The organism is Streptomyces sp. NPDC043680 (assembly GCF_056436685.1).
The window spans coordinates 473,127-495,015 of the sequence record NZ_JBWKCE010000002.1 but is presented as its reverse complement, the minus strand read 5'-3'; the positions used below and the strand labels follow the sequence as shown (position 1 = coordinate 495,015).

21 protein-coding genes and 1 pseudogene are annotated in these 21,889 nt (G+C 73.5%); 11 read left to right on the top strand and 11 right to left on the bottom strand.

The features are described 5' to 3' along the window. Positions 1 to 164 precede the first annotated feature (164 nt). Positions 165 to 737: a TetR/AcrR family transcriptional regulator gene (locus AC0666_RS05610; RefSeq protein WP_361713860.1), complete on the top strand. Its 573-nt coding sequence runs from the start codon at positions 165 to 167 to the stop codon at positions 735 to 737. A gap of 14 nt (positions 738 to 751) precedes the next feature. Then, positions 752 to 1,411 (top strand): annotated as a pseudogene (locus AC0666_RS05605) (carbon-nitrogen hydrolase family protein); the annotation flags it as partial. An 83-nt stretch (positions 1,412 to 1,494) separates the two neighbouring features. Here the strand turns inward: AC0666_RS05605 and AC0666_RS05600 are convergent. The 3 genes from AC0666_RS05600 to AC0666_RS05590 form a co-directional block, all read right to left on the bottom strand. Continuing rightward, positions 1,495 to 3,096 (bottom strand): DUF2142 domain-containing protein, encoded by a 1,602-nt coding sequence (locus tag AC0666_RS05600; protein ID WP_478707140.1) that lies wholly within the window; start codon positions 3,094 to 3,096, stop codon positions 1,495 to 1,497. A gap of 13 nt (positions 3,097 to 3,109) precedes the next feature. Further along, the gene (locus AC0666_RS05595; RefSeq protein ID WP_468967726.1) at positions 3,110 to 4,774 is read right to left on the bottom strand and encodes a hypothetical protein; all 1,665 of its coding nucleotides are present in this window, start codon (positions 4,772 to 4,774) and stop codon (positions 3,110 to 3,112) included. A 234-nt stretch (positions 4,775 to 5,008) separates the two neighbouring features. Beyond that, a complete protein-coding gene (locus AC0666_RS05590; RefSeq protein ID WP_468967729.1) occupies positions 5,009 to 5,584 on the bottom strand; it encodes a DUF1707 and DUF4190 domain-containing protein in 576 nt (191 codons plus the stop codon). Positions 5,585 to 5,792: 208 nt separating this feature from the next. Between AC0666_RS05590 and AC0666_RS05585 the strand changes: the two genes are divergently transcribed. Beyond that, on the top strand, positions 5,793 to 6,512 hold the full coding sequence (locus tag AC0666_RS05585; protein WP_468967732.1) for a hypothetical protein: 720 nt from the start codon (positions 5,793 to 5,795) through the stop codon (positions 6,510 to 6,512). A gap of 15 nt (positions 6,513 to 6,527) precedes the next feature. On the opposite strand, the gene AC0666_RS05580 is transcribed toward AC0666_RS05585, so the two are convergent. The 3 genes from AC0666_RS05580 to AC0666_RS05570 form a co-directional block, all read right to left on the bottom strand. Next, positions 6,528 to 7,385: an EI24 domain-containing protein gene (locus tag AC0666_RS05580; protein ID WP_468967735.1), complete on the bottom strand. Its 858-nt coding sequence runs from the start codon at positions 7,383 to 7,385 to the stop codon at positions 6,528 to 6,530. A gap of 80 nt (positions 7,386 to 7,465) precedes the next feature. Beyond that, a complete protein-coding gene (locus tag AC0666_RS05575; RefSeq protein WP_468584487.1) occupies positions 7,466 to 7,888 on the bottom strand; it encodes an organic hydroperoxide resistance protein in 423 nt (140 codons plus the stop codon). Positions 7,889 to 7,952: 64 nt separating this feature from the next. After that, positions 7,953 to 8,972, bottom strand: a complete 1,020-nt coding sequence (locus tag AC0666_RS05570; RefSeq protein ID WP_361713846.1) for an NADP-dependent oxidoreductase — start codon at positions 8,970 to 8,972, stop codon at positions 7,953 to 7,955. Between the two features lie 96 nt (positions 8,973 to 9,068). Here AC0666_RS05570 and AC0666_RS05565 point away from each other — a divergent pair, with 96 nt between their 5' ends. Then, entirely contained in the window at positions 9,069 to 9,491 is a 423-nt protein-coding gene (locus AC0666_RS05565) for a MarR family winged helix-turn-helix transcriptional regulator (protein ID WP_468584488.1), read from the top strand. Between the two features lie 48 nt (positions 9,492 to 9,539). On the opposite strand, the gene AC0666_RS05560 is transcribed toward AC0666_RS05565, so the two are convergent. Further along, positions 9,540 to 10,292: an SCO2400 family protein gene (locus AC0666_RS05560; protein WP_478707139.1), complete on the bottom strand. Its 753-nt coding sequence runs from the start codon at positions 10,290 to 10,292 to the stop codon at positions 9,540 to 9,542. Positions 10,293 to 10,371: 79 nt separating this feature from the next. Between AC0666_RS05560 and AC0666_RS05555 the strand changes: the two genes are divergently transcribed. After that, entirely contained in the window at positions 10,372 to 10,950 is a 579-nt protein-coding gene (locus AC0666_RS05555; protein ID WP_468967743.1) for a hypothetical protein, read from the top strand. Between the two features lie 44 nt (positions 10,951 to 10,994). Here AC0666_RS05555 and AC0666_RS05550 read toward each other — a convergent pair whose 3' ends face one another. Then, a complete protein-coding gene (locus tag AC0666_RS05550) occupies positions 10,995 to 11,705 on the bottom strand; it encodes an esterase/lipase family protein (protein ID WP_478707138.1) in 711 nt (236 codons plus the stop codon). Between the two features lie 220 nt (positions 11,706 to 11,925). Here AC0666_RS05550 and AC0666_RS05545 point away from each other — a divergent pair, with 220 nt between their 5' ends. Further along, on the top strand, positions 11,926 to 12,963 hold the full coding sequence (locus tag AC0666_RS05545; protein ID WP_468967749.1) for a rod shape-determining protein: 1,038 nt from the start codon (positions 11,926 to 11,928) through the stop codon (positions 12,961 to 12,963). Next, positions 12,960 to 14,534 (top strand): GAF domain-containing protein, encoded by a 1,575-nt coding sequence (locus tag AC0666_RS05540; RefSeq protein WP_468967752.1) that lies wholly within the window; start codon positions 12,960 to 12,962, stop codon positions 14,532 to 14,534. Before AC0666_RS05545 ends, AC0666_RS05540 begins: the two co-directional genes overlap by 4 nt. Here AC0666_RS05540 and AC0666_RS05535 read toward each other — a convergent pair. Continuing rightward, a complete protein-coding gene (locus AC0666_RS05535) occupies positions 14,531 to 14,971 on the bottom strand; it encodes an Lrp/AsnC family transcriptional regulator (RefSeq protein WP_468584495.1) in 441 nt (146 codons plus the stop codon). The two genes, AC0666_RS05540 and AC0666_RS05535, sit on opposite strands and share 4 nt — an antisense overlap. Positions 14,972 to 15,738: 767 nt before the next feature. On the opposite strand from AC0666_RS05535, the gene AC0666_RS05530 reads away from it, so the two are divergent. The 3 genes from AC0666_RS05530 to AC0666_RS05520 all read left to right on the top strand — a co-directional run bounded on the left by AC0666_RS05530 (position 15,739) and on the right by AC0666_RS05520 (position 17,773). Beyond that, a complete protein-coding gene (locus AC0666_RS05530; RefSeq protein ID WP_478707137.1) occupies positions 15,739 to 15,900 on the top strand; it encodes a hypothetical protein in 162 nt (53 codons plus the stop codon). Positions 15,901 to 16,010: 110 nt separating this feature from the next. Next, positions 16,011 to 17,378: a carboxyl transferase domain-containing protein gene (locus AC0666_RS05525; protein WP_478707136.1), complete on the top strand. Its 1,368-nt coding sequence runs from the start codon at positions 16,011 to 16,013 to the stop codon at positions 17,376 to 17,378. A 14-nt stretch (positions 17,379 to 17,392) separates the two neighbouring features. Further along, on the top strand, positions 17,393 to 17,773 hold the full coding sequence (locus AC0666_RS05520; protein WP_468584501.1) for a hypothetical protein: 381 nt from the start codon (positions 17,393 to 17,395) through the stop codon (positions 17,771 to 17,773). Between the two features lie 61 nt (positions 17,774 to 17,834). Here AC0666_RS05520 and AC0666_RS05515 read toward each other — a convergent pair whose 3' ends face one another. Then, a complete protein-coding gene (locus tag AC0666_RS05515; protein ID WP_468967760.1) occupies positions 17,835 to 19,097 on the bottom strand; it encodes an MFS transporter in 1,263 nt (420 codons plus the stop codon). A gap of 215 nt (positions 19,098 to 19,312) precedes the next feature. Between AC0666_RS05515 and AC0666_RS05510 the strand changes: the two genes are divergently transcribed. Further along, on the top strand, positions 19,313 to 20,464 hold the full coding sequence (locus tag AC0666_RS05510) for a carboxylate-amine ligase (RefSeq protein ID WP_478707135.1): 1,152 nt from the start codon (positions 19,313 to 19,315) through the stop codon (positions 20,462 to 20,464). Positions 20,465 to 20,530: 66 nt separating this feature from the next. Here AC0666_RS05510 and AC0666_RS05505 read toward each other — a convergent pair whose 3' ends face one another. Then, complete coding sequence (locus AC0666_RS05505) at positions 20,531 to 21,883, bottom strand: DNA cytosine methyltransferase (RefSeq protein WP_478707134.1); 1,353 nt, start codon at positions 21,881 to 21,883, stop codon at positions 20,531 to 20,533. Positions 21,884 to 21,889 lie beyond the last annotated feature (6 nt).

The window sequence follows — 21,889 nt, the reverse complement described above, 5'->3', positions numbered from 1 at the left end:
CCTCCTCGTTGGCTGCGTGCGGGTGGTGCGGTGCGGTGGGTGGCGCGGTGAGGGTGCCCCCATCGTGAACCCGTTCCCTGGTGAACGGTAGGGTTCGTAATGATTTCGTGATATGCGGATAACGTACGGATGCAGGCGGGGTCGACGGGAGAGGTGCCGGGGCGATGGCCAGGGCGAGGAGCGAGGAGCGGCGCGGCGACATCGTCCGCGCGGCGGTCGAGGTGATCGCGGAACGCGGCTACCGGGGGGCGTCCCTGGGGGCGGTGGCCGAGCGCGTCGGCCTGACCCAGCAGGGGCTGCTGCACTACTTCCCGACCAAGGAGGCGCTGCTCGTCGCGGTGCTGGAGGAACGCGACCGCTGGGACACCGGCGGCGGCTCCCGTGCCTCGGCCGGCGTCTGGCGGCTGGACCTGCTGGCCTCGCTGGTGGAGTACAACGCCATGCGGCCCGGGATCGTGCAGACGTTCTCGGCGCTGCTGGGCGAGAGCGTGACCGACGGCCATCCGGCGCGGGAGTTCTTCACCGAGCGCTACGCCCAGGTCCGCGGCGAGATGGCCTCGGTCCTGCGCGCCGAGTTCGGCGACCGCCTGCCCTCGGGGCTCAGCCCGGAGGAGGCCGCGCCGCTGCTGACGGCGGTGATGGACGGCCTCCAGTACCAGTGGCTGCTGGCCCCCGAGTCGGTGGACATGCCGGCCGCGTTCCGCTCCTTCCTGACCCTGCTGCGCGGCTCCGCCTAGCAGGCGGGGATGGCATGCTGGGGCCCGTGAAGATCGCCACAGCCCAGCTGACCTGCGCCCCGGCCGACCTGGCCGCCAACACCGCCCGGACCGTCGCCCTCGCCGCCGAGGCCCGGCAGCAGGGTGCCGGGCTCGTCGTCTTCCCCGAGTTCACGCTCACCGGCTACGAACTGGAGGCCCTGGCCGCCGATCCCGGCCTGTGGATGGCGGACGCCGACGACCCCCGGCTGGACCCGGTCCGCTCCGCGGGCATCGCCGTCGCGGTCAACGTCGCGCTGCGCACCGCCGGCCCACTGCCGGCCATCGCGACACTGGTGTACGGGGCGGACGGCGGGCACCTCACCACGTACGCCAAGCAGCACCTCTACCGGCACGAACAGGGTGCCTTCGCCCCGGGCGGGGCCGACGGCCGCTTCGAACTGGGCGGGATCCGCTTCTCCCTGGCCGTCTGCTACGACAACCACTTCCCGGAGCTCATCGCCCGCGCGGCGGCCGACGGCTGCCGGGTCCACCTGGCCGCCTCCCTGTACGGAACCGGCGGCGGCGTCCAGGAGCGCGCCACCGTCTATCCGGGGATCGCCCGGGAGCACGGCATGTACGTGGTCCTGGCCAACCATGTCGGCCCGGCCGGCCCGTGGACGGGCTGCGGCGGCGCCGCGGTGTGGTCCCCGGGCGGCACCCTGCTCGCCGAGGCCGACGACCGCACCCCCTCGGTGGTGACGGCAGAGGTGCCGGCACTGCTGCCGGCACCCGCCCGTCAGCCGACCGACGCGACCTTCGAGTGCCGCCCGGACCGGACGCCCGAGCCCGCGGACGGGGACGCGGACTCAAGCCCGTCCGCCGCGCCGGGCTCCCGGTCCCGCGCCAGCGCCGGAAGCGCCAGGGCGAACGCCGCCACCGTGTAGACGGCGGTCCACAGCGCCCAGCCGCCGGGCGGGTTCCAGTGCGCGGAGAACGGCACCCACGCGCCGCTCGTACCCACCGCGAAGCGGCGCAGGGTCCAGAAGAACGCCGCCGCGTCGGCCAGCGCGAGCCCGGTCACCGCGAAGCCGACCAGCCTGCGCCAGGGCATCCCCGCGTCGGGCGCCCTGCCCGCGCAGATCAGCACGGCCATCAGCGGCAGCCCGACGGCGAACGGCAGCAGGTAGCGCCCCTGCCACACCATGCCGAGCTTCTCCGCCTGCGAGGCCTGCGCGGCCACCGGCACCACCACGACCGCGACCAGCATGCCGATCAGCGCCACCGCCTCCCGCTTGCGGCCGAAGGCCAGCCCCAGCGCGATGAGGGCAGCGATCACCCCGAGCCAGACCAGCCAGGTGAAGGCGGGCGCCGGGGTGTCCAGCCAGCCGAAGTAGCCCAACATCTGGTGGACGTAGGTCTCGGTGTTGCCGAAGGTCTGCCGGGCGGCTTCCCTGGCGGTCAGCGAGCGGGGCGTGTTGATCACGGAGTTGTCGGGGTGCTGCGCCGCCCAGAGCAGCGCACCGGCCGTGGCCGCGCCGAGCAGCACCGTCCAGAGCCACAGCGCCTTGCGGCGCAGCACGGCACGCAGTACCCCGCGCTGCTGGAGCAGCAGCCCGAAGAACAGCGCCCCGGCGAACCAGATCAGGCCCAGCGGGCGGATGTTGATCAGTACGAGGCCGCCCATGCCCACCCGGGCCAGCCGCCGGTTCAGCAGCCGCGGGTCGGGCGACATCAGGATCGACAGCAGGGCCGTCCACACCAGGATCCCGGCGGCGATCTCGCCGCCGCTCGGGTTGACCATCCCGGCCACGTAGAGCGCCATCGGTGTGGCGGCGGCGGCCACGCCCAGCAGGGCGAGCGAGCGCCGGCGCCATTCGGCGGCCGTGACCACCGCGCTCGCGAGCAGGGCCGAGCACAGCAGCGCCGACGCCAGGCGCATCAGGTACAGCGCGTGCGGGCCCTTGACCAGGAGGCTCGGCCAGCCCACGGCCAGGTAATAGGCCGGGTGGTAGCGGCCGGCCGCGGTGGTGGCCTGGGCGGTCTTGCCCGAGTGTCCGATCGCGGGCGCGCAGGAGGCGGGCGTGCCCTCGTGCCAGGCGTAGCACTCGTGCTGTCCGGGCAGCTGCCGGTACCACTCGGGGAGTTGCACCCCGGTCTCGGCGAACTTGCCCTCGATGCCCGCCACCATGTGCGGGACCATCACCTCGGGGCCGTTGATCTGGCCCCGGGCGACGGCCGCCGCGCGGATGAAGTGGGCGTGTTCGTCGGGGGAACCGCCGAGCGGGGTCGCGGCGGCCCAGGAGGCCGCGAGCGTGAAGAACAGCGCGAAGGCGAGGGCCCAGAGCCGCTTGGGGGTGCGCGCCGACCAGTCGGCCAGCCGCGTCAATGCGGAGATCATCTCGTCCCTCGGCTCATCGGATGTAGCTCAGCCAGCTCTGGTCGCCGTCCTTGGAGCAGACGCCGTGCGGTGCGAACTTCGGGCAGCTGCCGTCCTGCTTGCGCACGGTGTGCGAGACGTAGGGCAGGATCCGGTACGTGCCGTCCTGGGCCGGCATGTACCGGTCGGACATCGACGACGCGGCCGTGCCGAGCAGCAGCAGGAGCGCGCACAGGGCCCCGATCACCGCGCCCTCACGGCCCGGGAAGGCGGCGGACGCGCCCCCGCCCCCGCTCGTACGCCGCTGCGCCAGCCGCAGCGAGACGAGGTGGGCGACCAGGGCGCACAGGATCAGGCCGCAGTAGAGCAGCTGGTTGTTGGTGCGGGTGTAGAGCTGGACCGTCTGCGTCTCGTACATGTGGGAGGCGATGTACATCCGCATCACCCACGCGCTGACGAACATGGCGGCGATGGTGACGACCAGCGGCTTGCGGATGCCCAGCCAGATCGCGACGCCCAGACCGACGAAGGTCACCAGGGCGAACAGCCCGACCCCGCCGAACTCGCCCGGCGGCGGCCAGTCGCCCACCTTGCCCGGCATGTCGGTGCGCCACATCAGGTAGTAGGCGGGGTCGGTGAAGTTGTCGAAGCGGAAGTTGTAGTCCTTGGTGGTCTGGCCCTCGCTCAGCATCACCATCAGGTAGCGCCCGGCCACCACGAGGAAGGCCGCCAGTGCCGCACCCATGAAGGCGGCGCCCTTGAGCGGACCGGTCCGCCACGGGAAGTACAGCAGCGCCGCGAAGAACACCCCGGCCGCGCTCCACAGGAACCAGCCCGAGTACGTCAGGAACAGCACGCCCAAGAGCACGCCGAACCCGGCGCCGGTCAGCAGCAGCCTGCGCCGGCTCTCACTGCCGCTGCGCCGCAGCGCCACCACCATCGCCACCAGCACCGGCACCAGCAGGGCGAGCACCGTCTGGCTGTACGGCTTGTACGCGTCGATCAGCGCGAACGCCGGCACGACCCCGAAGGCGAGCGCCCGCACCGGGCTGAGCAGCATCCGCCAGGCCAGGTAGACGAGCGGCCCGAACGCGGCGGCGCCGAGGATCTGCAGGTCCTTGAAGGCATAGGCGGTGTTGCCGCCGTGGAACCACTCGGCGTAGTAGCCCAGGGTGTAGAGGGGCGCCGGCGGATAGACCGGCGAGCCCGAGGGCATGCCGTTGGCGACGGCGTGCGCCCACTCGACGATCCGGCCGCTGTCGCCGTTGAGGCCGAACATCGGCCACGGCGTGCCCAGCAGCGACACCACCGCACCCGCCGCGACGAAGCCGCCGGCCAGGCCCGCGATGGCCGCGGCGGCGATCCGGGCGGTCAGGTCGAAGTGGCGGCCGCCGCGCAGCCGCATCGCCAGCATCACGGCGGCGACGCACAGCAGACCGAGCAGCACGAACCGCAGCTGGATCGCGGCCAGGCCGCTGACCTGGGCGATCCGGTTCAGCGGGTTGAGCTTGAAGCCGCGGGCCAGGAGGGGGAGCGCGAGCGCGGCGGCGAAGGCCACGACGGCTTCCAGGAGCAGGAGCGCGCCACGGGAGCGCAGGGCGCGCCGCAGGCCGGAGGCCGACGGCGGCCGGGGCCGCTCGGCCTCCCTGGTCGGGGCATCGGGGCGCACGGGCGCCGCCCCCTCGGTACTGACTGTCACGGACGGTCCCTACTGCTGGTCGGTGCACGGCACAGCGGCCGGTCATCGTTGCTCGGCAAGCCACTGCCCGGCTCCGGGGCCGCATGGGACAGCCTGGCTCTTGCTGCCACGCATACTATCGGGCCACCGCGGGACGGCACCGGGGTCCGGAAGGCGGCCCGCACGACGGCCCGCACGGACCTCCCGCACGGACGGCCGATGCGCGGGCCCGCTCGTCGGGCGGGGCACGCCCGCTCAGTCGAGGGCGCCGACCACGGCGAGCAGGAAGAGCAGGGCCCAGCCGCCCAGCGACAGCCAGCCGAGGGCCAGGCCGACCGTGGCCGGACCGCCGCCCTCCTCGCCGCGCGCGCGGATCTGCGCCTTGGCGATGTGACCGGTGATCACGGCGCCCAGGCCGGCGGCACCCAGCGTGGGCAGGGTCAGCACGCCCAGCACCAGCGAGGCGATCGCCATCCCGTTCACCCGCCGCGGCGGCATCGGCATCGGGGCGAAGACCGGTGGCGGCGCCGGTGCGGCGGCGGCGAAGGGGACCACCATCGGTCCGGCCGGCAGGTCCGCGAGCAGCTGCCCCAGCTCGCCGTACGTCCGGGCCCGGTGCACCGCGTCGAAGCGCTGCTCGTACTCCTCGCGGGAGAGCCGGCCTTCGGCGTAGCCGGCCTTGAGGACGTCCACCGCCCGGTCGCGGTCGGTGTGCGAGGCGCGCATCGCGGACTGCGGACCCGGCAGGGGCGCCGGTGTGGGCCGCCAGGGCTGCCCGTACGACTGCTGCGGGTGCACGGGGTGGTGCTGTCCCCACGGTTGTTCGGCCATCCGGCCACCTCCCAGGCCCGGCGCGGTACGCACAGTCCAGCACGTCCAGCGCGTCCAGCACGTCGCAACGCCCCGCATGTCCGGCACGCCCAGGCGACGGGACGACGGGACGACAGACGACAGGACGTCCAGGATGGAGGACGAACGGGCGGACGCAATGGTTGCCGGGCCTCGCTGGCCGGCCGGCAGGTGTGATGAGGTGGCGGGCATGACCGACTTCGAGACGATCACGGTTGCCGCCCCGCTGTGCGGATATCCGGGGGTGGCCTTCGGCGGCTATGTGGCCGGGGTGCTGGCCGGGCGGTCGGCCGCCGCATCCGTGCGGGTGGACTTCCGGCGGCCGGTGCCCACCGGCACGCCGGTCCGGCTCTCCCCTCGCGCCGACGGGGGCGCCGAACTGACCGGCGGCGAGGAGCTGCTGGCCGCCGCGAGTCCGGCCGAGCCGGCCGTCGACGTCCCCGAGCCCCCTTCCTGGGACCAGGCCTCGGCGGCCGCCGAGGACTACCGGGCGGCGCCGCCGGACGGGCTGGTCGACTGCTTCGGGTGCGGGCTGCACCGCACTCCGGCGACCGGTCTGCGGCTGCACTGCGGCCGGGTGCCCGGCCGTGACCTGGTCGCCGCCGCCTGGACCCCGGCGCCGGACCTCGCCGGCGCGGACGGACTGCTGCCGCCCGAGCTGGTGTGGGGCGCGCTGGACTGCCCGGGCAATGCGGCGGGCCGCCTCCTCGACGACCGCCGGGCCGGTGCCGTCACCGCCTCGCTGACCGCGAAGCTGCTGCGGCCGGTGCCGGTGGGCGAGGGGCTCGTCTCGTACTCCTGGCTGCTCGGCTCCGAAGGGCGCAAGTACCGCGCCGGCACGGCCCTGGCCACGGCCGCCGGCGACCTCTGCGCGCTGGCCGAGGCGCTCTGGGTCCAGCCCCGGGCCTGAGGAGCCTCGGCGGCCCTACGAGTACGCGGGCGGCGGCGGTCCGAAACCGCCGGCCCCGGCCTGCTCACCGGCGCCGGCCCCGGCTCCCGGGCCCCCGGCGGCCCGCCCCTGGCCGCCCTCGGCGGCTTCGGGCTCGTCCTCCCCCGCCAGCTCCCGGGCCATCAGCGTGGCCCCGGCCACCGCGCCCGGCATCAGGAACACCGCCACCAGCGGCACCAGGAACGCCAGCACAAGTGGCACGCCGAACCCGAGCGCCATCATCCGCCGCGCCCGCAGCATGCCGAGCCGCTCGCGCAGTTCCACGCGGCGCCGCTGCAGCGCGACGGCGGTGAGCTCCTCGGTGAGGAAGTAGCCGGAGACGCAGAAGCCGATCACCGGGATCACGGTCTGCCCGATCACCGGGACGAAGCCGAGCGCGAAGAGCAGGATCCCGTAGCAGAGCACGCGGACGAGCACCCGCACGCTGTCCCGGGCGGAGATCCACAGCTCCCGTCCCAGGGAGAGCCCGGACTCGGGGACCTCGCCGCCCTCGCCGCGGTCGACCTGCTCCGAGAGGGACTCGTAGAAGGGCTGGCCGATGAGCAGGGTCACGGCGGTGAAGGTGATCACCGCGAGGAACAGCCCGAGGCAGAAGACCAGGGCGGTCAGGAAGCCGCGCAGCAGTCCGATCCAGGGCGAGGACCAGTCGTCGGCGAACGGCGTGGCCCAGGCCGTCAGGTCGTCGGCGCCGTAGCCGAGCCCGATCAGCGCGCCGGCGTACAGCACCAGCGACACGAGCCCCGGCAGCAGTCCGAAGCCCAGCCACCGGCCGTGGCGGAACACCCAACGCTGTCCGGCCAGCAGATGGCCGAATCCCCCCGCAAGATCACGCATGGGCCCAGCTTAGAACGGCGCACGGCAAAGGCCGCACCCCGGTGTCGGGGTGCGGCCTCCGTCAGGCGCGAGCGGCCGGATCAGACGGCGAGCTCGACCGTGATGTTGCCGCGGGTGGCCTTGGAGTACGGGCAGACCTCGTGGGCCTTCGCGATCAGGTCCTTGGCGGTGGCGGCGTCCACGTTCGGGATCACGGCGGAGATCTTGACGATGATGCCGAAGCCGTCGTCGTTCTTGCCGATGCCGACCTCGGCGGTGACCGTGGAGCCGGAGATGTCGGCGTTCTCGTTGCGGGCGACGACACCGAGCGCGCCCTGGAAGCAGGCGCTGTAACCGGCGGCGAACAGCTGCTCCGGGTTGGTGCCGGCGCCGCTGCCGCCGAGCTCCTTCGGCGGGTTCACGACCACGTCGAGCTGGCCGTCGTTGGTGGCCACACGGCCGTCGCGGCCGTTCTCGGCGGTGGCGACAGCGGTGTAGACGACGTCGGACTGCTGGATGGACATGTAAGAAGATCCTCCTGGTAATCGCCGCGACTCGCGCCCACGGTCACGACGGTGTGCAGTGAGCCTAACGGGTGAAGGAAACGATCATCTTTCCGGTGTTCTCGCCGCGCAGCATGCCGAGGAAGGCCCCGGTGGCGTTCTCGACGCCCTCGACGACCGTTTCGTCGGCCACGAGCTGCCCGGAGCGCAGCCAGCCGGCCACGTCCTGGACGAACTGCTGCTGGAGTCCGGCGTGGTCGTTGACGAGGATGCCCTGCAGGCGCAGCCGCTTGCCGATGACCTGGATCAGGTTGCGCGGGCCCGGGGCGGCCTCGGTGTCGTTGTAGTGGGCGATCGCGCCGCACAGGGTGGCCCGGCCGCCCACCTTCATGGAGGAGATCGCGGCCTCCAGGTGGTCGCCGCCGACATTGTCGAAGTAGACGTCGATGCCCTCGGGGGCGGCGCCCTTGAGCTGCTCGCCGACGGGGCCGTTCTTGTAGTTGAAGGCGGCGTCGAAGCCGTACTTCTCCGTGAGGAGCGTCACCTTCTCGTCCGAGCCGGCCGAGCCGATCACGCGGGAGGCGCCCTTGATCTTCGCGAACTGGCCGACGAGGCCGCCGACGGCACCGGCCGCGCCGGAGACGAAGACGGAGTCGCCCTCCTTGAAGGAGGCGACCTCGAAGAGACCGGCATAGGCGGTCAGGCCCGGCATGCCGAGGACGCCGAGGTAGGCGGAGAGCGGGGCGAGCGAGGCATCGACCTTGGTGGCGTGCTTGGCCTCCACGTCGGCGTACTCGCGCCAGCCGAGGCCGTGCAGTACGTGGTCGCCGACCTCGAAGCCCTCGGCCGCGGAGGCCACGATCTCGCCGACGGCGCCGCCGTCCATGGGCCGGTCCAGCTGGAAGGGGGGAATGTACGACTTCACGTCGTTCATCCGGCCGCGCATGTAGGGGTCCACGGACATGTGCAGGTTGCGTACGAGGATCCGGCCGGGGGCGGGGGCGGTGACCGGCGCCTCACGCAGGGCGAAGTCCTCGGCGACGGGCCAGCCCTGCGGACGGCGGACGAGGTGCCATTCGCGGCTGACGGCGGGGATCTCGGACATGGGGGCTCCCGGATGCATCGAAGATTACTTCAGAACGTGAAACAACCATGCTCCTGGATATTTCATGTTGTCAAGTAAATGGGTACGCTGGTTCCCATGCCCAGTCGTCATGTGGATCCCTTGACCCTTGAGGTCGTCGAGCTCATCGGCGACGTCGTGGCCCGCTACCACCAGGAGTACGAGCACGCGGCGGCCAGCCACCAGCTCACGGGCGCCCAGGCCAGGGTGCTGAACCTGCTCTCCCTGGAGCCGATGGCCATGCGCCGCATCGCTCAGAAGCTGAAGTGCGAGCCCTCCAACATCACCGGCATCGTGGACCGGCTGGAGACCCGCGGCCTGGTCGAGCGCCGGCCGGACCCCGTCGACCGCCGGGTCAAGCTGGCCGCCCCCACCGAGGAGGGCCTCCAGACGGCGGACCGCCTGCGCGAGTCGCTGGACTTCGCGCGGGAGCCGCTGGCCGGGCTCTCGACGCAGGAGCGCACCGCCTTGCGGGACCTGCTCCGGCGCATGCTGGGCTGAGCCGGAGCCCGGCGGCAGCGGAACCAGCCGAAAAAGCAGCAGACGGAGTCAGCAGAAGAAGATGAACCAGCAGCCGGTCTTCGTCGGCTTCGGCGTCGGACTCGGCGCCGGATTCGGCGGCGGATTCGCCGTCCCCGAGCCGGTGGGCGTGGGCTGCCCCGGCTGACCCGGCTTTACGGACGGCCCCGCCCCGGAGGCACTGGCCGACGGCACCGCCTTCCCCGAAGCGGAGGGCGACACCCCGGGCCCCGGCTGCGCCGTCCCGGCGGCGGACACCTCGGCCCCGGCGGACTGCGTGGCCCCCGCGGTGGCCTTCGCGGCTCCCGCGGACTTCACCGGCTTCAGCGCCGACGGCGCGGCGGGAGCCCCCGTGCGGCTCGGCAGCGGCGCCGGCTCCTGCGGCCCGTTCCCGTCGGTCAGCACCACCTGCGCCGCCCGGTCGGTGCGCTCGCCCTCGGTCACGATCCGGGCCAGCACCACCGAGCCGCCGACCGCGAGCGCCAGTCCGGTCCCGATCAGCACGGCGGTCCGCCGACGCCGGCGGTGCGTGGCGCGGCGCCGCGAACCGGCGCGGCCCTGGTGCCTCCCGGACAGCACGACGAGCGAGTCCGCGAACGGGTCCTCGAACCCCCCACGGGCGGGGCCGGGTACGGACGGGGGCGGGAAGCCGGACGCGTCGGGCACGCCCGGCACACTCGCGGCAACGGGTGCGGCGGGCGGCAGGTACTCGGCCGGGGTCCCGCATCCGGCGCACGCCAGTGCGCCGTTGAGGTGCCTTCGGCAGGCGTGGCAGTAGTCCATGGCGTGCTGCACGCTACGCGGTGCCCCGCAACATCCGTATCGCGGGTTCGTAAAGGTCCTGTGTGGAATCGTGGGCCCCATGACCCCACCCGCGCCCCTCGGACCGTTCGGACGGACCTCCTTCCAACTGGTCCTCCTGCGCCGGATGGCGGACTTCCAGCCGGAGCTCGCCGACGAGGCCCGGCGGCGGCTCGGAGCCTCCCTCGCGGAGCAGCGGGAGGCGAACAAGCGCTGGCAGGCGATGGTCCGCTCACCGCGTTCGCGCGGGGCCCTGGCCCGCTACCGCTCGGTGCTCGGGCCGCCGGAGTCGGCCTGCGCCCGGACGATCGGCGACCTGGAGTGCGAGGCCCTGCTGTGGCCGCTGCCGCTCTGGCCGGACCTGCGCTTCGAGGTGCTGGCCGCGCCGGACGGGGCGGTGTGGAACGAGTGGCTCGTACGGGCGCCGGGTGCGCGGGGGCCCGTCCTGCGGTCACCGGAGGATCTGACGCCCTGGTCGGCCACGGTGGACGAGGTCGCTGCGGCCTTCGCCCCGGTGCGCCCGATGGAGGGCACGGCGCCGACGCGGTGGCGGCTGGCGTTCACCGCGCAGGGGCGGCCGTACGTGGCGGAGTTCACGTACGGCCTGGTCCAGCGGGTCTCGGCGGGTGGCGGCCCGTAGGCGACGGTCCGCCACAGGGCCGGGCGTGACCGAGGGGGCACCCGCTAGGAGGCGAGGAAGGTCCGTACGCCGGCCGAAGTGGCGTCGTCCCCCAGCAGGTCGTTGTGCTTCAGGCAGCCGACGGGGGTGTTGGTGGCGCCGGTCAGCGGGACGCTGGCGTCCGGATTGACCACCTCGTCGCAGTTCGACCAGAACGTCGCGTACTTCACCGTCCCCGGGGTCTCGTCCCCGGAGTTCAGGTTGCCCACCACGTAGGAGCCGGGGGTCATGTCCCGGCACGCCTGGTCCCACAGGGCACAGGCCCACGCCGGGGAGGTGCCGTGGTCGGGGCCGGCCAGCGAGACCCAGTGGGCCACGCTCGCGGTCCCGCCGCCGAACTTCAGGTACCAGCGGCCGACGAGGGAGCCGAAGGAGTGCCCGACGAGGTCGACCCGGTCGGCGCCGGTCTGCCGGCGGACCTGGTCGACGTACGCACCGAGCTGCCCGGCCAGGACCTCGTTGACCGACTGGCGGGTGTCGTAATCCCAGGAGAAGAGCTCCGAGTCGGCGTAGTCGGCGGCGCGCAGGTCCTCGCGCAGGGCTCCCCAGACCCCGGGGTCGGCGTTGTAGCCGTGGACGAGGACGACCGGGCGGCGCGCTGACGGCTCCTGCCCGGCGGCGGGCTGCGCCTGTCCGGCGGCCCGTGCCGGGAGGGGGGCGAGAAGGGCCAGGCAGAGCGTCAGGAGGGTCAGGGGTTTCTGGCGGGGTGTCAGCACCGGGTCCCCTTTACCTTGTTACGCGTGAGTAGCGCGGGCGGTGCGCGCATGGTGGTGCCTGTCGGTACAGAAATCCACCCCCGTGCAGCACCCCTCGCCGCGCGCGACCCACCCGGCCGGAGCAGCCCAGCAGGCGGTATGACCCATTCGCCCGAGAAGATATGAAATGCAGCCGGCACCCGCCGGTCTTCTTGCGTCAGCGCTCTCGGGAGGATCTGCCGTGACCGTCAGTCTTGAGCAGTTGCGCCGCTGCCACGTCGCCGTCGACCTGGGAGCCGCCAGGACCCGCGTGTACGTGAAGGGCGCCGGACTGGTCGTCGACGAGCCCAGCGTGGCCGCCGTGAACACCCGGACCGGTGCACTCATCGCCGTCGGCGCCTTCGCCGAGCGGATGACGGGCCGCACACCCGACTACATCCGGGTCGTCCGCCCCGTCTCCGGCGGCACCGTCGTGGACATCGAGATGGCCCAGCGGATGCTGCGCCACCTGCTCGGCGAGAAGCTGCGCCGCGCCCTGCGCCGCAAGCCCCGGCTGCGGGCCGCCGCCTGCACCCCGCACGACGCCGACCCGCTCGCCCAGCGGGCCGCCGTGGAGACGCTGGTCGGGCTCGGCGCCCGCCGCGTCGAACTGGTCGACACCCTGATCGCGGCGGCCGTCGGCTGCGGCCTGCCCGTGGAGCAGCCGACCGCGACGATGATCATGGTGTGCGGAGCCGCCGCCACCCAGGTCGCCGTCCTCTCCCTCGGCTCCATCGTCACCGCCCAGCGGATCCCCGTCGGAGGCGAGGCCATCGACCACGCCGTCGTCCAGCACCTGCGCCACGCGCACGAACTGATGCTGCCCAGCCAGGCCGTGCGCCCGCTCCAGCTGGCCCTGCACGGCAACGGCATCACCCCCGAAGGCCCCGCCTCCACCCTGATCCACGGCCGCGACGTGGCCACCGGCCTGGCCCGTTCGGTCCACGTGGACACCGCCGCCGTACGGGACGCCATCCACACTCCGCTGACCGCCGTCCTCGACGGCATCGGCAAGGTGCTGCGGGACTGCCCGCCGGACCTGGTCGCCGACCTGACGGACCGGGGCATCATGATGGTGGGAGGCAGCGCCCTGCTGCCCGGCCTGGACCAGATGCTGCGCGATGCCACCGGCATGCCCGTCGCCATCGCGGAACGGCCGGACGTGTGCGCCGTGCTGGGTCTCGGCGCGATGCTCGAAGGGAAGATCGCCCCTTTGGTCCTCAACCCGCTGGCCGAATGACCCAGGCCCCCGCGGGCCGGGAGCCCGGCGGGCGGGCCGGCCTGCCGGTCCTGCTGGAGGCGGTGCTCAGCGTCGGCTCCGACCTGGAGCTGCAGGCCACCCTCCAGCACATCGTGGACTCGGCGACCGAGCTGTGCGCGGCCCGGTACGGAGCGCTCGGGGTCGTCGACCCCGAGCGCGTCCGGCTGACCGGTCTCTACACCGCGGGGATGACCGAGGCCGAACGCGCCGCCGTCGCGCGGCTGCCCGACGGACGGTCCGGCCTGCTCGGTGCCCTCATCAGCGATCCGCGGCCGCTGATGCTGGAAGACCTGTCGAAGGACCCCCGCGCGGCGGGACTGCCGCCCGGCCATCCCCCGATGCGCAGCTTCCTCGGGGTGCCGATCCGGGTGCACACCGAGGTGTTCGGCAATCTCTACCTCGCCGAGAAGGAGGGCGGCGGGCCCTTCACCGACCAGGACCGGGCCCTGCTGCGCGTCCTCGCCTCGCAGGCCGGCATAGCGATCGGCAACGCCCGGCTGTACGAGACGGCACGCCGCCGGGAGCGCTGGATCGAGGGCGCCGCCGCGGTCACCACCACCCTGCTGGCCGGCCGCCCGGCGGCGGACGCGCTGATGTGCGTGGCCGAACGGGCCCGGCTGCTGGCGGACGCCGCGGCAGGCGTGGTGCTCCAGCCGACGCCGGAGGGCGGCATGGAGATCGTGGCCGCCTCCACGCACGGGGACCCGGGGGACCTGGTGGGCACCTCGATCGCCCCCGGCTCGGCGGTCCTCGACCAACTCCTCGGCGGCGAGCCGGTCTTCATAGAGGACTCCGCGACGGACCCGCGGATGACCACCCATGTACGGGAACGCTTCGGCCCGAGCATGATGCTGCCCCTCCAGAGCGGCGGCCAGTTGATCGGCACCCTCGCCCTGCCGCGCCCCCGCGGCGGACGCCCGTACGACGCGGTGGACCGGCTGCTCGCCTCGCAGTTCGCCTCCCAGGCCGCGCTGGCCCTCGTCCTCGCCGACGCGCAGCACGACCGGGAACAGCTCGCGGTCTACGAGGACCGCGACCGGATCGCCCGGGACCTGCACGACCTGGTGGTCCAGCGGCTGTTCGCGACGGAGATGATGCTGGAGAGCACGAAGAAGCGGGCGGCCTCCGCGCCGGCCGGGGACACGGTGGGCGAGGACCTCGCCCGGGCGGTGGACGAACTCGACTCCACCATCCAAGAGGTCCGCACCGCCATCTTCGCCCTCCAACAGCCGCCGTCCGACGCCCCGACGACCTTCCGCGGCCGCGTCCTGCGGGAGACGGCCGGTGCGGCGGTCCTGCTGGGATTCCAGCCGTCGGTGCACTTCACGGGCGCGGTGGACGCCCTGCTCCCGGAGCCGGTGGCGGGCGACCTCCTCGCCGCGCTGCGGGCCGCCCTGGCCGCGGCCCACCGGCGCAGCGAGGTCACCTCGATCGAGGTGTCGGTGGAGGCGACCCCGGCCCGGGTCCGCCTGACGGTGACGGACGACGGCCGCACGAAGGCGGGCACCCGCGGTACGACGAGGACGTGGGAGTCGGCGCTTCAGAGCTAGCTCTGGCCGTGCCGGTTGGCGGCCCGCAGGGCGATGCGGGTGCTGGACTGGGCCACGCCGGCGTCCCGTTTCAGCCTGCGCAGCAGCGCGTCCAGGGCGGCGGGGTCGGCGGCCCGGGCCCGCACCAGGTAGTCGTACTCCCCGGTCACGTGCACCACCTCGGTGATGCCCGGAAGCCCGGCGACCCGCTGTTCGAACTCCTCGTTCGTGGTGTCCTGGCGCAGGGTGAGGTCGATGAAGACCACCAATCCCCCGCGGGTGTCGGCGGCGGGATCGACGATGACGGTGAAGGCGCGGATGACCCCGTCCCGCCTCATCCGCCGGACCCGGTCGGCGGTGGCGTTGGCGCTGAGGCCGACGCGGGCCCCCAGGTCCCGGTACGAGATCCGCGCATCCTGCTGGAGGATGCCGAGGATTTCCCTGTCGAGGCGGTCCATGCCGCGATTCTCGCAGCCGGGGCCGATAAGCGCCGCCCTCCCGGTGGCCCGGTACCGCACGCTCCCCGGCATGAGCGAACTTCTCTCCCCCGCCCTGTCGGGCGCGGTGGCCGGGGTGGGCGTGGCGATGCCGATGGGCGCGATGAGCGTGCTGCTGCTCCAGGAGGCGATGCGGCACCGCCGCACGGCGGTGGCCGCGGCGGCCGGCGTCGCCGCCGTCGACGTCGGCTACGCCGCCCTGGCGACGGCGCTGGGCCCCTGGGTCGCGGCGCACGTCGCCCCGGTCGAAGCCTGGATCCGCCTGACGGCTGCGGCCGTCCTCCTCGCCCTGGCGGCCCGCGGCCTGTCCTCCGCCGGCCCTTCGGCCCTCCGTCCCGCGGACCGGAGCCACGACCCGTCGCCCCCGCGGACGGCCGACGCACGGAGCCCGGGTCCCGCCCCAGAGCCGCCGGCCCGGGCGCCCGCGGCCGCCGCGGCATCCGGGCGGGCTCCCGCCCCCGAGGCCCCGGCCCCGGCGGCGCCGGAGGCACGGGGTCCGGGGCGGAGCTCCGGCTTCGGGAAGGGGCGCGGTGCGGAGAGGCCCTCCGCGGGGCCCGCCTCCGCCGCACCGGCACCGCCACCGGCCCCGCGGCCGGGCAGGTCCTTCGCCACGTACGTGGCCCTCACCGCCGTGAACCCCACCACCGCCCTCTACTTCGCCGCCCTCACCACCGCCCAGGGCCGCCACCCTCCAGACCCCGTCCGCCGCCACCGCCTTCGTCGCGGGCGTGGCCGCCGCGTCCCTCATCTGGCAGCAGGCCCTCGTCGCCCTCGGCTCCTTCGCCGGCCGCAGGATCCCTGCCGCCGCGCAGGCCTGGACCTTCCGCCTCGGCTACGGTCTGGTCATCGCCTACGCCGTGAAGATCGCCTACCCGCTGCCCTGGCAGTAGCGGTTCCCCAGGCAGGAGCGGCCGAGGCCGTGGCCGGGAGGCGTCGGGATCAGGGCCGGACCGCCCCCCGGGTCCGGTCGTCGTCCACCGGGCACCCCTAGGGTGGTCTCGTGACGACGACCCGCCTCTCGGCCCGCGCGGCCATCGCCTCCGTGACCGACCCCGGCAGCTTCACCGAACTCGCCGTCCCGCGAAGGGAATCCGGTTCCGACGGCCCCCTCGACTGGTCCGGCTACGACGACGCCCGCGCCCGCGCCGCCGAGCGGACCGGCGAGCAGGAGTCCGTCGTCGCCGGCACCGCCCTCCTCGGCGGGCGGCAAGCCGTCGTGATCTCCTTCGAGTTCGGCTTCCTCGGCGGGTCCCTCGGCGAGCACACCGGAGACCGGCTCGAAGCCGCGTACGGGCACGCCCGCGCGCACCGCCTCCCCCTGGTGTCGCTGATCGCCACCGGCGGTTCCCGCATGCAGGAGGGCATGCTCGCGCTGACCCAGCTCCAGCGCGTCGCCCGCCAGTCCGTGCTGAACCGGGCCGCCGGACTCCCGCAGATCGCCGTGCTCCGCGATCCGACCACCGGTGGCGGCTGGGCCACCCTCGGCGCCGGCGCGGACGTGGTGCTCGCGCTGCCCGGGGCCCAGGTCGGCTTCGCCGGGTCCCGGGTCCGGCCGGCCGGCGCGGACCCGGCGGCGTACACCGCGGAAGGGCAGTACACCGCCGGACACGTGGACGCCGTGGTCCCCGCGGCCGAGCTGCCCGCCACCCTGGCCGACTGGCTCGGCGTCCTGGCCGCGCCTCGTTCCGCCGGACCCGTCGAGCCCCCGGCGGCGCTGGCCGACGCCGCTCCCCCGGCCACCGGCTGGGACGCCGTACGGCAGGCCCGCCATCCGGACCGCCCGCGCGCCGAGGCCTACCTGGACGCGTACTTCGCACTGCGCCTGCCGCTCTCCGGAGACCGGGCGGGCGGCAGGGACCCCGGCATGCTGTGCGGATTCGGGCTGCGGGAGGGCCGGGCCGTGGCGTACGCAGCCCAGTGCGGCACCGCGACCCGCCCGGCCGGATACCGTACGGCCGCCCGCGTCATCCGCCTCGCGGACCGGCTCGGGATCCCGGTGCTCACCCTGGTGGACACCCCCGGTGCGGCCAACGACGCGGCGGCGGAGCGCGCGGGCGCCGGCGCGGCCATCGCCGACACCTTCGCGGCAGTCGCGGCGGCCTCCGTCCCGGTGACCACCCTGCTCATCGGCGAGGGCGGCTCGGGTGGAGCCCTGGCCCTGGCCGCGCCAGGCAACACCTGGGTCACCCCGGACAGCTACTTCTCGGTCATCGCCCCCGAACTGGCGGCGGCAATCCTGAAGCGCCCCGCCTCCCAGGCCCCCGCGACGGCGGACCAACTCCGGATCCGCCCGCAGGACCTGGTGGCCCTGGGCGTGGCCCGCGGCATCGTCCACCCCGGCGGCGCTCCCGGCGCCGGCCGGCGGTGAAACCGGGGCTCGCCATGTCACGTACCGCTCACCACATCCGCTCGCGCCGCGCCGCCGACGCCCCCGCCGACGTGCCCCTCACCGTGCTCGTACGTGATCTGCGGTTCAGTGCCCGCTGCCGCGCCGAGGCGGCAAGGGCGGGCCGCCGGCCCCGGCCGCGCGCGCTGCGGCGCCTCGCCGAGATCCGCAGCTGGCCGCGTCGTGCGAGCGACCCCTCGGTGGCCCGCTGGGCCGCCGAGGAGGAGCGCCGCGCCCGACAGCGGCTGCGCGCGCGGGCCCGTGCGGCGCTCCGGCTCGTGGACGCCGGGCGCGGCATGCCGCTGGACTTGGTCGCGGCCGCGGACGTGGACATCCCACCCGCGCGCCACCGCCGCGCGGCGCTCTGGCTCGCCTGACCGGCAGCGCCGCGGCCCGTCGCGGACAGGGCCCGGTCGGACGCGGGGCGGGCGGCGTCCGTCAGGCCTGGGGCGACCTCGCGTCGTACCGGGCGAACCCGCGCCAGCGTGCGGCCAGCAGGGCCAGGACGAGGACGCACCCGAGCCCGCCACCCGTGATCGCCACGGTCGGCGAGGTCAGATCGGCGGTGGTCCCGGCGAGGAAGTCGCCGAGCCGGGGTCCGCCCGCGACGACCACGATGAAGACGCCCTGGAGCCGGCCGCGCATCTCGTCCGGGGTGGCGGCCTGCATCATCGTCGAGCGGAACACCATGGAGATGGTGTCGGCGCACCCGGCCGCGGCCAGGAAGAACAGCCCGAGCCACAGGTTCCGGGTGAGCCCGAAGACCGCGATGGCCAGCCCCCACGCGGCCACCGAGAGCAGGATCGCCAGCCCGTGCCGGCGGATCCGGCCCTGCCAACCGGAGAACAGCCCGCCCAGCAGCGCCCCCACGGCGGGCGCGGCCACCAGCAGGCCGACGGTCTTGGCGTCACCGCCGTACCAGAGCACGGCGATCGCCGGGAACAGCGCCTTCGGCTGGGCCAGCACCATGGCGGCCATGTCGGAGAAGAAGGTCATCCGGATGTTGGGCCGCGTTCCGAGGAAGCGGAGCCCGTCCAGCACCGAGGCCCGGCCCCGCTTGCCGTCCGCCCGGTCGGGCAGCATGGCCGGCAGCCGCCACATGGCGTAGAGGGCGGCGCAGAAGGTGACCGCGTCGATCAGGTAGGCGGACTGGTAGCCCCACCAGCCGACGGCGAGCCCGCCGAACACCGGGCCGATCATCGTCCCGGAGGTCATGGTGACCGAGTTCAGGGCGTTGGCGGCGGGCAGCTGTTCGGCGGGCAGCAGCCGGGGGATCATCGCGGACCGGGCGGGCCCGTTGAGGGCGCCGCAGACCGCCTGGAGCGCGACGACCGCGTACAGCAGCCAGACCCGGTGGAAGTCGAGCAGGGCGGCCGCGGCCAGGATGATCGACAGGGCCGTCAGGCCGAGGGAGCTGTAGAGGCCGAGCTTGCGCCGGTCCACGGTGTCGGCGATGGCTCCGCCGTAGAGCCCGAAGGCGACGAGCGGGACGAGCGAGAAGAGTCCGACCAGCCCGACGGAGAAGCTGGATCCGGTGATGTCGTAGACCTGGAGCGAGATGGCGAGGGCGGTCATCGCCTGGCCCATCCAGGAGATGGTGCCGCCGATCCACAGCCGTCGGTAGTCGGGGGAGGTGCGCAGCGGGGTCAGGTCGGCGAATATCCGCCGCGGGGGCCGGGTGGGGGTGCTCGTACCAGTCACAGCGGATGATAACCGGCGGCCGGGCGGCGGCCCGGGCAGCGACCGCCGTGTTCACGCACGCGCAACAGTCGCCCCACCCGGCTCCGGGCGTCCCGCGGCGGGCTGACCCCTGCCGGTAACTCGCCATAGCCCCAAGACAATTGACCGAATCGGCGTGCGCTGCTCCCCCGTTGCTCGGCTCATGATGAAAAGACTCGTATGTCCAGGGAGGCGTAGTGATCGAACCTGGCAACAGCACCACGAGCACCGGCAACGCGGACAACGGCGTCCCCGCTGCGCTGACCGTCGGCGTCGAGGAGGAGTACCTCCTCGTCGACGCCCGTACCTTCCGGGTGGTCCCCGCCGCCCCGCTCGTCCTCGACACCGCCGCGGGCCTGCCGCACGAGGTGCACCCCGAGGGCACCCGCTACCAGGTGGAGATCTCCACCCCGGTCGCCGATTCGGCGACGATGCTGCGCGAGGAGCTCGCGGCGCTGCGACGCACCCTCGCCCGGGCGGCCCGCGCCCACGGCTGCCGGCTGCTGGCCGCGCCCTCGCCGGTCCTGACCGTCGAACAGCCGCTGCACCTGACCGACGACGAGCCGCGCCAGCGCGAGCAGCACCGCCGCTTCGGGGCGCTCACCGACACCCTGGTGAGCTGCGGGCGGCACATCCACATCGGCACCCTGGACGTGGACACGGCGGTGGCGGTGTCCAACCGGGTCAGGCCGTGGCTGCCCACGCTGATCGCGCTGGCGGCGAACTCGCCGTTCTGGGGCGGCCGTGACACGGGGCACGCCAGCTGGCGGGCGATGGCCTGGTCGGGCTGGCCGTCGGCGGGGCTGCCCCCGCACTTCACGTCCACGGCCCATTTCCGCCGCTCCGTGCAGAGCCTGCTGAGCTCGGGGGCCGCCCTGGACACCAAGATGGTCTATTGGGACCTCCGCCCTTCCGGGCACTGGCCCACCCTCGAAATGCGGGCGCCGGACATGTCCGCGGACATCGACACGGCCGTCCTCCAGGCGGAACTGGTCCGGGCCCTGGTGGCCACCGTTCTGCGTGACATCGCGGAGGGCCGCCCGGAACCGGTGCTGCGGGAGGACGTCCTGCGCCTGGCCCGCTGGCGGGCGGCCCACGACGGCCTGGAGGGCTTCGGCCTGGACCCGTACACGGGCGCGGAACTCCCGGCGGCGGACCTGGCGGAAGCCCTGCTGGACCTGGTGGCCCCGGAACTGGCGGCGGCGGGCGAACTCGACCACGCGGCCAAGACCCTGGGCGGCCTCCTCCGCGACGGCTCGGGCGCCCACCGCCAACGCGCGGCCTTCGCCCGCCGCCAGGACCTGCTGGACGTACTGCGCCACGTGGCGGACGAAACGGAGGACTTCTAGATCGCTCCCGTACGGCCGCAGGCTGACCCTCGCCTGCGGCCGCGAGGGCCACCCGGAATGTGGGGCCTATCCCCGGAGAAAGGTGTGGATCGCCGAGGCGATGGCCGTTCCGAGTGGGATGGGAACGGCGTTGCCGATCTGGGTGGCGATCTCGTTCTTACTCCCGCACCAGCGGAACGTCCTTGGGAATCCCTGGATGCGCGCCGCCTCGTAGTGCGTGATCGGACGCAGCTCCGTGGGGTGGAGGTAGCGCCCCTTCTCAGGCTTGAAGAATTCCGTCCTGATGGTCACGGACGGAGCACTCGTACGAAGTCGACCCATGACGTCGCCGGTTCCATTGGTGTGCCTGTCCCAGCTCTCCGTCGAGAGGTATTCGACAGGTGTTGTCACACCGGGCGGATTCGGTACGTCAAAGACCCGGACATCCCCACTCTCCTCGACGGTGAACCATTTTCCCCGCAGGTCCTTCCGATTGCCGCCCGGCGGAATGGCCTTGTATCGGGCTATCGAAAGGGGCTTGGGATTGCGGCCGATATGCAGCTCGGTCGTCCTGAAGATACCCGCGATCTCGGAGCCGATCTCGGCGATGCGCTTCTCTCTGGTCGGGAGCTCGGTCCCTCGGATGGGAAGCTTCTTCGATTCGGCAAAGACGCTGCCGACGGGGCGCCAATGGTCGACGGTGTCATCGAGGCCGTCGAAAGCTTGCACACCGTTACCCTTGGCGCTCTTCGGCGGTTGCCTGTGCGTCGCGACAGGATAGGACATGCGTCGGTCCTGAACGGCATCCCGTCGGACCCCGATGACGATGGCTCGCTTACGTGCCTGGACAGCACCGTGATCCGCCGAGTTCAGAACATAACGCTTGTTCTTCACCTCAGCCTTTTCGCCGATCCGATGTCCGGGCGGATCGACCAGCACGTAGTCCGCCAGCTGCCCCCCCTCCCCAACCTCCCCCAGCAGGTTGAGGAACTCATCGGACTTCACGAAGTCCACGACGTTCTCGATCACGAAGACCTTGGGACGGATCGTGCGGACAACCCGCACGTATTCTTCCCAGAGGCGATTTCGTTCCGCGCCCTTCTTCTCCCTGTTCAGGGCGGAGAATCCCTGGCAGGGCGGACCACCGACCACCACGTCCGCGTCGAACTCGGCCGCCGTCGGCTCCCACTCCTCGATCGGACCGACGTGCACCCGTGCCTGCGGCAGACTTGTGTCGGTCCGGCCGCTGCCGAAGTTCGCCGCGTACGTCGCGGCAGCGGCCCTGTTGTGCTCGACGGCCGCGAGGCTGTGGAAGACCGGCCCCCTGTCGGTCGCCCCGACGGGCCGGAATTCGTGGAACCCCTGAGTGAAGCCGCCACAGCCGGAGAAGAGATCCACGACAGTGATCGGGTCGGAGTTGTGGGGACGGGGCTCGCGCATAAAGGT